A 12299-nucleotide genomic window follows, 5' to 3' on the forward strand; every position below is an offset into this window, starting at 1 on the left:
ATGGCAGCGCTGCATGCCATCCCCAGCAAGAGACGCTAGGAGACAAAATGACTGAAGAGACACCGCGCCACGCCGATGCGGCAATGCGCACGCGCGCCGTCGCAGCCGCCACCATTGGCACCGCACTAGAGTGGTTTGACTTCACGCTGTATGGGGCGTTGGCGGCTACGATTCTGCCCAAGCTGTTCTTTCCCGCGATGGAGCCGACATCCGCGCTCCTCGCATCGCTGGCCACGTTCGGTGTCGGCCTGGCGGCGCGGCCTCTGGGGGCGATCATTTGCGGCCATCTCGGCGATAAGCTGGGGCGCCGCAATCTGCTGCTGGGCACCGTCACGATCATGGGACTGTCCTCCGTGCTGATGGGCTTGCTGCCCACCTACACACAGATCGGCGTTTGGGCACCGGTGTTGCTGGTGCTGCTGCGCGTTCTGCAGGGCTTCGCGCTCGGCGGCGAATCGACCGGCGCTCAACTGATGGCAATCGAGCACGCCAGTCCGGACCGGCGCGGCAAGTATTCCGGTTTGCTGGGCCTGTGCTCGCCATTGAGCCAGATCCTTGCCAACGGCGTATTGCTTCTCCTCGCCTCCACGATGTCAGCGGAATCCTTCGAGTCCTACGGATGGCGCGTGCCGTTCCTGCTGAGCTTCGTCCTGGTGATCGTCGGCGTGTATATCCGCCTGAAGGTCAATGAAACGCCGGCATTCGTGGAACTCAGCAAGAACAGGGTGGCGCAAGCCGGCAATCCGCTGCGCGACGCGTTCCGGTTCCATTCAAAAACGGTGCTGCGCTGGATGCTCTTCTTTTGCGGACCCGCGGCGATTTTCTATCTCATTGTGGTGTTCTCGCTGAGCTACATCACCAAGACGCTCGCCGTGCCCAAGCAGACCGGCTTCCTGCTGCTGATGGGTGCCAACGTCTGCGCGATTTTCGGTGCACTGGCGGGCGGCATGCTTAGCGACAAGATCGGCCGCAAGAAGGCGCTGGCCATTGGCTCCGTTGCGACGCTGCTGATTCTGTTCGTCTACTTCCAGATCCTCGACACCAAGAGCTTCCTGCCGATGCTTGCCATCATGGGGCTTTTCCTCGGCTTCACCCAGTTCCAGAGCGGCATTCAGCCGGTCGCGTTCGCCGAAGCATTCCCGACCAATGTCCGCTACTCGGGATCCGCACTTGCCTACACGGGGGCAAACCTGATTGCCGGCGGTCCGATGCCCGTCGTTGCGGTGTGGCTCCTGTCAGTCTGCAACGGATCACCGTGGGGCGTCGTTGCGGTGTGCGTCGCGTTCAACCTCATCTCGCTGGCCATGATTCTGACGGCGCCCGAAACGCGTGGCATCGACCTGAACCGCGCGGAAGCGCCGAACGACATGGCCGATGGCGCTCCTTTCCTCTCAGTTGGCACCAGCCAGTCCCGCTAACCCACGACGCGCGCAGCCCCTGGCCGCGCGGCACAGACCATGACCGAACTCGTATATCTGCTGAACGGCTCCAATCTCAACATGCTGGGCAAGCGCGAGCCGCATCTGTATGGCACGACCACGCTTGCCGAGGTGCAACAACGCGTCGCCGGGCTGGCTGACGAATTGCGGATCGACTGCGATTTTCGTCAGACCAACAGCGAAGCCACGATGGTGGACTGGCTCCAGGAAGCCTTTGAAAAGAATGCCGCCGTGATCATCAATCCGGCCGGGTTTTCCTTTGCATCCGTACCTGTGCTTGATGCCGTCAAGCTGATTCAGCGGCCGGTCATTGAACTGCACATCACGAATATCCACGCGCGCGAAGAGACCCATCGCCATTCGATCATCTCGCGGGCGGCCACGGGCGTGATCTGCGGGCTTGGCGTTGCCGGCTACACATTGGCGCTTCGCGCCATGGCCGACGCATTGCGGAGCTAGTCCCCGGACTGGACATCGTGTTGCCGCGCCGCCATGATTCCATTGCGGCCAACCTCCACGGGAGCCAGCCATGACGTCCACGCTCCGACATGCCCTGTGCTTACTTCTCGGCACCTGCTGCCTCATCGTCGCCGCGTGCGGCGGGGGCGGCGAGGTCGAAGTGACCGCCGGTGACGGCAAGCCCGGCACCCTCTCCATCATCATCTCGGGCCTGCCTGCGGGAACGCCCGCCAACGTCACGGTCACCGGCCCCGGCGGCTACCGGCAGACTGTGGGGCAATCGACGACCCTGGGGAACCTGCAAGCGGGCACCTATACCGTGACAGCGGCCAGTGTCACTAAAGGTTCGGTCTCGTTCAGGGCGCAACAACCCGTCCAGACGATGATGGTGGCGGCAGGTACCGCGCCTGTGGCTGGCGTGGTCTACGGCTCATCCGAAGTCACTCCCATGGCGCTGGACCAGATGGCCGACGGCCTTGTCATGCAGTGATTCCTGGCGAGCCAATATGCTGTTTGGCAAGCTCCGTTCCTGCGGACACCGGAAAAAACCGCACGATCGGGAGCGCCGGCATGCCTATGTATAATGCAGCTTCTTTAGGTCAAACCCCGGCCCACCGCCACCACCAGACTGGTCAGCGCGATGTGGCCTGCGCAAGCGATGAGTAAGCCAGTTCGGCCGCCAATCCGGCCCTGCTGCAGCGGCTTACCGCCCGCACGGCATCGTATCGCAGCGTCCCGCACTGACCGCCCAGTACCGGGCGTCCTCTCCGCCAGAGCAAGAGCACGCCACCGAAATCGCGCCCCAGCCGTCTGATCGACTTCCCGTTTGATCGGCGCCGCGGCCGTCCAACATCCCGATCGTCGAGCCTGGCAACGCGCCGTCTGGCGAACCAGGGCCATCCACGGAAAAGTGCCCGATTGCTTGCCCGGCTAGCCGATCTGTAGCTTTTTTTGTCTTATGAGCAAACTCCCCAAGCTCGCGCTGAGCCTTGTGCTGATTGCGCTATTCCACCTGAGCCCGGCCGCGCTGCCGACAGCCGCCGCCGCCGATACCGTAAAAAGTACGGACGCCCAGCTCGCAACATCACTTTCGCACGCCGAGGCCGTCGCTGAACTGAAGAGGCTCCAGACAGAACAGGACCGTATCAAGCAGCTGGCGTCGGCCGCCACGAGCAGCACGCAGCTCGAAGGGCTTGACAATGACATCAAGCAACTGGCGGGCGACGTCGACAAGCTGACCGCGGCACTGCTGCCCGAGCGTGCGCAGTTGCAGGCACAGCTCGATGTGCTCGGCCCGGCGCCCGCCGCCGGAACGACGCCGGAAGCACCTGCCGTCGCGCAGCAGCGGGCCGAACTCAACGCGCGCAAGACGCAGCTGGACAACGGACTGAAACAGGCGGCCGACGACAAGGAGAACGTAGCCAACCTGACCGGGCAGATCGCCAAGCTGCAGCGCAGCCTGCTGAAGAACCAGCTGGCGCTGCGCTCGGACAGCATCCTGAGCGCGCAGTTCTGGATGCCGTTGTTCAAGCCGACACCGGAAGACCAGCAAAGGCTAAGTGCGTTCAGGGAGCAGGTCGTCCCGTTGTGGCAACTGGCCTGGCAGCCGGGTCAGCAGGCTGTCACCACCCTCCTCGTACTCCTTGCGCTGGCTGTCTGGCTGATCGGCCGCCGGCTCATCGAGCGGGCTCTCGCGTGGTTCTGCCTGACGCGATTGCCGGAGTCCCGCCTGCGGCGCAGCGCGCTCGCACTGGCGACAGCCCTCGCGACCGTCGTGACGACGGCGGTCGCGGTACAGATCGTCTGCTTCGCCTTCACCCGATACTACGAGCCGCCGCCCCAGTTGCAAGACCTGATCAGCGAACTCGGAAAGCTGACGCTGACCAGCGCGCTGATTTCCGGCCTCGGCCGGGCGCTGCTATGCACGCGTCATCCGTCATGGCGCCTGCCGGCACTCGCCGATCGGGTCGCGCTGGCGATGAGCCCGTTCCCCGCTGTCCTCGCCGGCCTGTTACTGCTGGCCGGCACGCTCGAGCAACTGAACCGGAGCGCCGATACCAGCCTGCAAGTCACGCTGTCGGGCCGCGGCCTTGTGTCGCTTGTCGTGGTCCTGGCAATCGGCGCGGCGTTGCTGCGCGCCAACCGCGTGCGCACCCTGCTCTGCGCGGCGGGAGAGCAGCCCGAGGCGCGCTCCACGCTGGCCGGCATGATCCACGCTGGCGTGACGATTACGGTGATCGCATCGTTGTTCGCCCTGCTTATCGGCTATATCACTTTCGCGCGCTTCCTGACCTACGAACTCGTCTGGGTCGATATCGTCCTGTGTAGCCTGTATCTGCTGACGCAACTGACACGCGACGTCTGCGAGTGCGTTTTCTCGTTGCATCATTCGAGCGGCAAAGTCATCAAGCAGCTGTTCGGCCTGGGCGACAGCCATCTCGAGCAGGCGTCGACGGTGGTGTCGGGCATCGGCACGAGCCTGCTGCTGCTGGTCGCGGTCATTGCCTTGCTGACCGGCGGCTTCGGCACGACACCGAGCGATCTGTTGAACAGCCTGCTCACGGTGCTCGGCGGAGAAAAGCTGCGCCGCCTCAATATCATGCCCGATCGGATCCTCAGCGCCGCCATAGCGCTGTCGGTTGGCATCTACCTGCTGCGCTCGGTACGGCGCTGGCTGGATGCGGAGCTGTTGCCCAAGGTATGCATGGAGCCGGGCTTGCGGGTCTCGCTCGTTACGCTGTTCAGCAATATCGGCTACGTACTGATCGTATTGCTGACCTTGTCGCTGCTGGGCGTCAAATGGGACAACCTCGCGTGGATCGTCAGTGCGCTGTCGGTCGGGATTGGCTTCGGCCTGCAGGAGATCGTCAAGAACTTCGTGTCGGGGCTCATCCTTTTGACCGAGCGTCCGGTAAAGGTCGGCGACATGGTGAGCATCGGCGGCGTCGAGGGCGACATCCGGCGCATCAACGTGCGCGCGACGGAAATCCAGTTAGGCGACCGCTCCACCGTGATCGTGCCGAACTCGCAGCTGATATCGCAGAACCTGCGCAACGTGACGATGAGCAATAGCACGCAAGGTGTGGCGACGCTGCAGCTGACGTTCCCGTTGAACATCGACCCCGAGCATGTGCGCGATCTGCTGCTGGAGGCTTACCGCGAAAACATGGCGATACTCGAGAAGCCCGCGCCGTCCGTCACGTTCAGCCAGCTGGCATCGAACGGGATCACGCTGAGCGTGACGGGCTACGTAGGCAGCCCGCGGATCGCCACGGAAACAAAGAGCGACCTGCTGTTCGAGATCCTGAAGCGGCTGCGCGCGGCCGAGATCTCACTGTCGGTGCCACAAACGCTGAGAGTGCAAAACCTGCCCGCGCTGAACGCCTGATACCGCCGGCGCCATCGGCCATCGGCCTGCCGCACCGTCAGGCCGCGCCCTCCCCATGCGACTTGTGCTGCGAAGCCATCTGTTCCTGCTGGGCGGGCGGCACGGGTTCATAGTGACTGAGCTGGATCGTGTAGTTGCCGTGTCCGCCCGTGATGCTGTTCAGGCGTGACTGGTAGTCGTTGAGCTCGGACAGCGGCACCTGCCCCGCCACGACGACGCTGTTGCCGGCCGCCGTACGCGTGCCGCGCACCTGTCCGCGCTTGGCGGAGAGGTCGCTGATGATGTCGCCCATCGCCGTTTCGGGCATCGTCACCTCGATATCCACGATCGGCTCCAGCACACTCGGCCGCGCCTTGAGCACAGCATCGATAAAGGCCTTGCGCCCGGCGGCCGCGAACGCCACTTCCTTCGAATCGACCGAATGGCTCTTGCCATCGAACACGGTAACGCGCACGTCCTGCATCGGAAAGCCGGCCAGCGGCCCGCTTTCGAGAACCTGGCGGATACCCTTTTCAACGGCGGGAATGAACTGCCCCGGAATCGCACCGCCCTTGACCGCGTCGACAAATTCGAAGCCCGTGCCGCGCGGCAGCGGCTCCACGCGGAGCAACACCTCGCCGAACTGGCCGGCACCGCCGGTCTGTTTCTTGTGGCGGTGGTGCCCCTCGGCCTTGCCGCCGATGGTTTCGCGATAGGCGATCTTGGGCGGCCGCGTCACCACCTCGAGCTTGTACTGGTCGGTCAGGCGTTCGAGCGCGCAGCGCAACTGGAGTTCGCCAAGGCCAAGCACGACGGTTTCATTGGTGCCGGCCGGATGCTCGATGCGCAGGCACGGGTCTTCCGCGCCGAGTTTCTGCAGGACTTCCGACAGGCGCTGCTCGTTGCCGCGCCGCGCCGGTTCGATCGCCAGGCCATAGATCGGCCTCGGAAAATCGAGCGGGACCAGGTGGATGTTGCCGTCCTCGCTGGCATCGTGCAGCACGGCATCGAAGGCGATCTCGTCGATCTTGGCCACCGCGCAGATATCGCCGGGTCCGGCCTGCGGCACTTCGACGCGCTCCTTGCCCTGCAGCATCAGCAGATGCGCGATCTTGAAGGGCTGGCGGCCGTCGCCGATATAGAGCTGGCTGTCGCGCGAGACGGTACCCTGGTGGATGCGAAACACGGCCATTTTGCCGAGATACGGGTCCATCGTGATCTTGAAGACATGCGCCAGCACATGCTTGTCGGGCACCGGCTCGGCGCGAACGGCGACGCGGCGCTCGCCCGCGTCACGGTAGAAAAGCGGCGGATTGCCTTCGGTCGGGTTAGGCAGCAGGCGCACAAACACGTCGAGCAGTTCCCTGATGCCGGCGCCGCTGGCCGCCGACGTGAAACAGATCGGCACCAGGTGGCCTTCGCGCAGCGCCCGCTCGAACGGCGCATGCAACTGCTCCGGCGCGATCGCCTGGCCCTGCTCCAGATAGAGCTCCATCAACTCGGGATCGATCTCCACGACCTGATCGACGAGCGCGTCGTGAGCCGAAGCCACGGACAGGAAGTCCGCCTCGCCGGCGGGACTGAAAAAGCAGTCGGCGACCTCGCCGGCGCGCCCCGCCGGGAGATTGATCGGCAAGCACTCTTTGCCGAAGGCCTCCTGGATGTCGGCCAGCAGCGCGGGCAGATCCGTCTTTTCCTTGTCGATGCCGTTGACGATGATCATCCTGCACAGCTTGCGATCCTGCGCCCAGGCCATCATGCGCCGGGTCGTCATCTCGATGCCCGTCTGCGCGTTGATGACGATGGCGGCAGTCTCGACTGCCGGGAGGACACTCATCGACAGGCCGGAGAAATCGGGATAGCCGGGCGTATCGAGCAGGTAGATGCGGGTGTCGCGATAGTGCAGGTGCGCGACCGCGGAGGTGAGGGAGTGGCGATATTTGCGCTCGAGAGGATCGGAATCGCAGACCGTTGTGCCGCGCTCGATACTGCCCGGGAGATGCAGCGCGCCTCCCTTGTGCAGCAGCGCTTCTACCAGCGAGGTCTTGCCGCACCCCGCGTGCCCCAGCAGGGCAATCGTACGAATTGCATCGGGACTATAAAGCATGGCGCGCCCTCGTCCGGCAATGTCAGTTAGACCATTATTGGCGATAGGGGCCGGGAACACCATATGGGGTGATACCCGCGCCGGGCCGGCGCGGTGGCGAGGCAAGCCGCGCAGTGGAATCGGCCGGCGGCGCGAGTGCCGCACGCCTCACCCGAAGCGTATTGGACGGTACGCCCACACCCCACGACACGCAAAAATGGGGATTACCCGGCGCAAAATTTCCCATTTCCGTAGGGGCGCCTGAGTTGTGTGCGGTCGGGCACGGCATTTGGCGCGCAACGCAGGTTCGCGTCCGCGGGAAACGGCAATAAGGAGAGGGGCCATGCGTTGGTTCAGTTCGAGATATTCTGAACCCGCTCGTCGCGCGGCTTTATTCGCGCCATTGGCTGGGGTACGACAAGAGCCCGCCGCACATTCCGTGCATGCATTAACCAAAAATAGATTGCATTTTCCCACGATTGCGATATAGTTCTGCCCTCGCGTGCGGCTGTAGCTCAGTTGGATAGAGTACTTGGCTACGAACCAAGGGGTCGTGGGTTCGAATCCTGCCAGCCGCACCACCTATTTGTTTGAAGGGCTTCCAGTTATGGGAGCCCTTTTTCATTTGGGCTGCTGTGTGGCTACTGTGGGACTGCGCCGCGACCGAACCTGCCAACCCTTCAGCGCCTTGCATTCTGGCGACCATCCTGCCAGCGCTGGTGGTGTAGCCTGCAATCGCGGCGAACCGTGCCAGCAAATTCAATCGCGCCAGTCGCCGGGTATTTCGCTTCCGAACGTCGCTTCCGAACGGAACGCCGCAGCAGGCCGGACCTGGCCTATGCCCCGCGCAGGCGGTCCAGATTCTGCTGCGCGAGGAGTACGTCCGTCACGACACAGTTCATCTCGTCATGGTTTGCCGTGAGCAGGCTGGCCCAGGAAACCTTGCCGGGCGCGACTCCCGCGTCCGCGGTGTAGGCGCCCAGGGCGCCAGGCGCCACCAGCGCCGCGTAGCAGACTGCGTGGTGATGGCAGAGAAGATCATCCCTGATCGTCGGGCCAACAGGCGGAATGTTCGGGTTGGGGAATGTCAACACGTCCCGGAGCGATCTGAAGCCGGCAATCTCTTTCGGCAGCTTTGGCACGGCGTCAAGCGCGTGGTTGATCACAATGTAGTTATCAACCCTGCTCTGGAAGTCATCCGCGAAGCCCTGGTCCCCAGGCCGCGGCGACGCAAAGAGACAGGCCGCCAGCTTGTCACCGCCGATACCCGCCTTCGCCAGGCCTAGCGTGAGATAGCTTGCGATGGCCGCCCCCAGGCTATGCCCCGTGACGACCAGCTTGTTGCCGTTTGCCACGTTCATGAGACTCGGAAGCAGCGGTTGGGCGTCCCCCGTGTTATCGGCGGCCAGGAACTGCATGGAAGTGAATATGCTCGAGAATCCCAGCTCGACCTTCCCGGCGGTCGTGACGGACGGTACCCCGACCAGTTCGCACTCTGCGTTGACCAGCCACTCAAGCAGACTGGCCGTACCCCGGACGACGACGAAGTCCGTGCCGGCACCGAATGGCTCCTTCAGCACGACACCGTAGCAGACCCTCTCGGCCAGTATGTGCATGCGCCGGTCCAGCCCGAGCAGCACATCGCTTGCCACCAGGTAGCCGGCCACGGCCTGCGTCGCAACCAGCCGGGCAAACAGGGAATCCTCAAGCCCCGATGGCCTGAGACTGGCCTTGCTTGCGCGGCAAGCGTTGAACACGTCCGCGATCAGCAGCGCAAGCTCGCCGACCCTGTCGATCCGCAGGCCACACTCCTGAAAGATGATCTCTTCGTCAGTCATTGTGGTACTCCCCGTTGCGGACTATCTCTAGCGTAGCCTACGGAACGGGCGGCATTGGTGGCGAGTGTGGAGTCCTTGTCCAAGGCGCGGAACACCTGGCCCTATACCGGCCCGCCGCCCGCCCGCCGAAAAGCCGCCCCCACCTCCCCATAAAACTCCCGCAACGCCACTACCTCCAGATCCGGCGGCAACAAGGCCGGCCAGAGCAACGCAACGATGTCCCTGGCGGTCCGCTCGATATCCACCGGCCGCTGCCTGGCGATCGCATCCCAGAGAATGTGCTCCATCGGCCCAAAAATCGCCGAACGCAGCAAACTCAGCGGCAAATCGGTGCGGATCTCCCCATTCTCCCTGGCCCGCGCCAGCATATCCATCAGCGGCGCCGTGTAGCGCCGTTGCAGCGGCACGAATACCTCGCCCAGCCCGGGGCCCTTGGCGCGGCCCTCGGAAAGAACCAGCGCGCACAGGCCGGTGCCCTGGATCAGGAACAGCCGTAAATGGGTCCGCACAAAGAACTCGAGCTGAGCCTTGGTGGTCTGGTCACGCGGCATGCCCTCTTCCACCGCCGCGATGATCTCGTCGTACCAGTCCTCGATCACCCTTACGCATAGCTCGCGCTTGCCGTGGAAGTAGGTGAACACGGTGGCCTCGGAGATGCCGAGGCGCTGGGCGATCTCGGTCGTGGTGGTCCGCTCGTACCCCATCTCGGCAAAGACTTCGCGGCTCACGCGGAGGATGTCGCGGATGCGTTGTTCCGCCTTGGCGCCCGCGGGAATGYGGCGCCGCACCATGATGTCGTCCATCGACGTGTTACCTCGCTTGCCGGAAGCCGGCGATTATAGTGCGGCGCCGCATGAAAACGTGCGCCCGGGCGTGCCTGTGCGCCGCCTCGGCCCTGTCATCGCATTGTAATTGATCTTTACTCAAGTCTAGGTTGCAATTTTCCGGTCTAGCGTGTACTTTTCCACTCAACGCTACTGGTCCGGCGCGTGGATGGCGGGCCCAGGGACGAGATAATATGCGCACCCCGAGACTTGAGCCTCGCTCAACAAAGTTGAATAAAGCTCAAGAAATCACGTTACAGACATGATTGCGACAGCGCTTTGGAGACAAGTATGACCACACAGGGTGCCGCTAGCCCAACCACATTGCCCATTGGCGGGCTCTCCCACGTACGGGGCCGGACCGACATCCCCCTGTCCGAACTGACGGTGCCGGCCTTGCTCGCGGAAACCGTGGCGCGTTTCCCGGACCGCGAGGCGGTGGTGTTCCGCGAGCAGGGAATCCGCTGGAGCTGGCGCGAGTTCGCGCAGGTGGTGGATGCCATGGCCGGCGGCTTGCGCCTGCTGGGCCTGGAGCGCGGGGACCGGATCGGTATCTGGTCACCGAACCGCGTGGAATGGCTGGTGACCCAGTTCGCGACGGCGCGCCTGGGACTGGTGCTGGTGAATATCAATCCGGCCTACCGTTTGTCGGAGCTGGAATACGCGCTGAACAAGGTAGGCTGCAAGGCGATCGTGGCGGCGGAGTCGTTCAAGACGTCGCGTTACCTGGAAATGCTGCAGACCCTGGCGCCGGAGCTGCAAAGCTGCGAGCCGGGCGCGTTGCAGGCGGCGCGCCTGCCCACGCTGCGCTGGGTGATCCGCATGGGCGGCGAGCGGACACCGGGCATGCTGAACTACGATGCGCTGCTGGCACATGGCACTCACGCCATCACCGGGGAGCTGGACGCGATCACCGCGCAACTGGATCGCAACGACCCGATCAATATCCAGTTCACCAGCGGGACCACCGGCGCACCGAAGGGCGCCACGCTGACGCACCGGAACATCGTCAATAACGGACGCTTCATCGCCATGGCGATGCGGTTCTCCGAGCAGGACAAGCTTTGCATCCCGGTGCCGTTCTATCACTGCTTCGGCATGGTGCTGGCCGTGCTGGCCAGCGTGTCCACCGGCGCCTGCATGGTGTTCCCTGGCGAGGCGTTCGAACCGGCAGCCACCATGGCGGCGGTCAGCGAGGAGCGCTGCACGGCGCTGCATGGCGTGCCGACCATGTTTATCGCGCAGCTGGATCACCCGGATTTCGGGAAATACGACTTCTCCACGCTGCGCACCGGCATCATGGCTGGCTCGCCCTGCCCCATCGAGACGATGAAGCGCGTGATCTCGCAAATGCACATGGCGGAAGTGACGATCGCCTATGGCATGACCGAGACCAGCCCGGTTTCCTTCCAGAGCTCCACCACCGACCCGCTGGAAAAGCGCGTGACCACGGTCGGGCTGATCCAGCCACACCTTGAGGTCAAGCTGGTCGACGGCGCGGGCGAGATCGTGCCCGTTGGCGAGAAGGGCGAGCTGTGCACCCGCGGCTATTCGGTGATGCAGGGCTACTGGGACGATGAACCGCGCACCCGCGAGGCGATCCGCGATGGCTGGATGCATACCRGCGACCTCGCCACCATCGATGAAGAGGGTTACTGCAATATCGTCGGCCGCGTGAAGGACATGCTGATCCGTGGCGGCGAGAACGTCTACCCGCGAGAGATCGAGGAATTCCTGTTCCGCCACCCCAAGGTGCAGGCGGTGCAGGTGTTCGGCGTGCCCGATCCCAAGTACGGCGAGGAAGTGTGCGCATGGATCGTGCTGAAGCCGGGCGAGACCGCCACGGAGGACGATATCCGCGCCTTCTGCCGCGACCAGATCGCGCACTACAAGATTCCGCGCTATATCCGCTTCGTGAGCGAGATGCCCATGACCATTACCGGCAAGGTGCAAAAGTTCGTGATGCGCGACCGCATGACACAGGAACTCGGACTCGACGAGACCAAGACCGCCTGACTCCGGCCCGGCTTCCACCTGACATCGGGCTGCGCTTCCCGCAGCCCCACTGAACAACATAACGAGCACTCCTATGAACGAACTTCCAGGCCTCAATTTCCACCTCGGCGAAGATATCGACATGCTGCGCGAGTCCGTGCGCAACTGGGCGCAGGCCGAACTCGCTCCGCGCGCCGCGGAGATCGACCGCACCGACCAGTTCCCGATGGACGCCTGGAAGAAGATGGGCGATCTCGGCGTGCTCGGCATCACCGTGGCGGAGGAGTACGG

At 63.8% G+C, this 12299-nt stretch carries 9 protein-coding genes and 1 tRNA gene; 7 read left to right on the forward strand and 3 right to left on the reverse strand.

Annotated features, from left to right (window positions below):
• The first annotated feature begins 47 nt into the window (after positions 1-47).
• The 4 genes from AC1DT6_RS18200 (at position 48) to AC1DT6_RS18215 (ending at position 5286) form a co-directional block, all read left to right on the forward strand.
• On the forward strand, positions 48-1418 hold the full coding sequence (locus AC1DT6_RS18200) for an MFS transporter (RefSeq protein ID WP_441626756.1): 1371 nt from the start codon (positions 48-50) through the stop codon (positions 1416-1418).
• A gap of 39 nt (positions 1419-1457) precedes the next feature.
• Positions 1458-1898 carry a type II 3-dehydroquinate dehydratase gene (locus AC1DT6_RS18205; RefSeq protein ID WP_428180835.1) on the forward strand — a complete coding sequence of 147 codons (441 nt, stop codon included), beginning with the start codon at positions 1458-1460 and terminating at the stop codon, positions 1896-1898.
• A 70-nt stretch (positions 1899-1968) separates the two neighbouring features.
• Positions 1969-2388, forward strand: coding sequence for a hypothetical protein (locus AC1DT6_RS18210; RefSeq protein WP_441626758.1), 420 nt, complete (start codon positions 1969-1971; stop codon positions 2386-2388).
• A 468-nt stretch (positions 2389-2856) separates the two neighbouring features.
• Positions 2857-5286 carry a DUF3772 domain-containing protein gene (locus tag AC1DT6_RS18215; protein WP_441626760.1) on the forward strand — a complete coding sequence of 810 codons (2430 nt, stop codon included), beginning with the start codon at positions 2857-2859 and terminating at the stop codon, positions 5284-5286.
• A gap of 37 nt (positions 5287-5323) precedes the next feature.
• On the opposite strand, the gene fusA is transcribed toward AC1DT6_RS18215, so the two are convergent.
• Entirely contained in the window at positions 5324-7372 is a 2049-nt protein-coding gene (gene fusA / locus AC1DT6_RS18220) for an elongation factor G (RefSeq protein ID WP_477102971.1), read from the reverse strand.
• A 483-nt stretch (positions 7373-7855) separates the two neighbouring features.
• Here fusA and AC1DT6_RS18225 point away from each other — a divergent pair.
• Positions 7856-7932 (forward strand) — tRNA-Arg (locus AC1DT6_RS18225).
• Positions 7933-8187: 255 nt separating this feature from the next.
• Here the strand turns inward: AC1DT6_RS18225 and AC1DT6_RS18230 are convergent.
• Positions 8188-9189 (reverse strand): lipase family protein, encoded by a 1002-nt coding sequence (locus tag AC1DT6_RS18230; RefSeq protein ID WP_441626764.1) that lies wholly within the window; start codon positions 9187-9189, stop codon positions 8188-8190.
• 101 nt (positions 9190-9290) lie between these two features.
• Positions 9291-9992 (reverse strand): TetR/AcrR family transcriptional regulator, encoded by a 702-nt coding sequence (locus AC1DT6_RS18235; protein ID WP_477114798.1) that lies wholly within the window; start codon positions 9990-9992, stop codon positions 9291-9293.
• Between the two features lie 312 nt (positions 9993-10304).
• Here AC1DT6_RS18235 and AC1DT6_RS18240 point away from each other — a divergent pair, with 312 nt between their 5' ends.
• Positions 10305-12029, forward strand: a complete 1725-nt coding sequence (locus AC1DT6_RS18240; RefSeq protein ID WP_477114799.1) for an AMP-binding protein — start codon at positions 10305-10307, stop codon at positions 12027-12029.
• Between the two features lie 73 nt (positions 12030-12102).
• Positions 12103-12299 (forward strand): acyl-CoA dehydrogenase family protein (locus tag AC1DT6_RS18245; RefSeq protein ID WP_477111503.1); only part of this gene is annotated, 197 nt, incomplete at its 3' end.

This window comes from Cupriavidus sp. 01L45, from assembly GCF_056399885.1.

Excerpts from the sequence above, each read along its gene's own strand:
- AC1DT6_RS18200 (WP_441626756.1), top strand. The coding sequence starts at position 48 with ATGACTGAAGAGACACCGCGCCACGCCGATGCGGCAATGCGCACGCGC.
- fusA (WP_477102971.1), bottom strand. The coding sequence starts at position 7,372 with ATGCTTTATAGTCCCGATGCAATTCGTACGATTGCCCTGCTGGGGCAC.
- AC1DT6_RS18230 (WP_441626764.1), bottom strand. The coding sequence starts at position 9,189 with ATGACTGACGAAGAGATCATCTTTCAGGAGTGTGGCCTGCGGATCGAC.
- AC1DT6_RS18210 (WP_441626758.1), top strand. The coding sequence starts at position 1,969 with ATGACGTCCACGCTCCGACATGCCCTGTGCTTACTTCTCGGCACCTGC.
- AC1DT6_RS18205 (WP_428180835.1), top strand. The coding sequence starts at position 1,458 with ATGACCGAACTCGTATATCTGCTGAACGGCTCCAATCTCAACATGCTG.
- AC1DT6_RS18215 (WP_441626760.1), top strand. The coding sequence starts at position 2,857 with ATGAGCAAACTCCCCAAGCTCGCGCTGAGCCTTGTGCTGATTGCGCTA.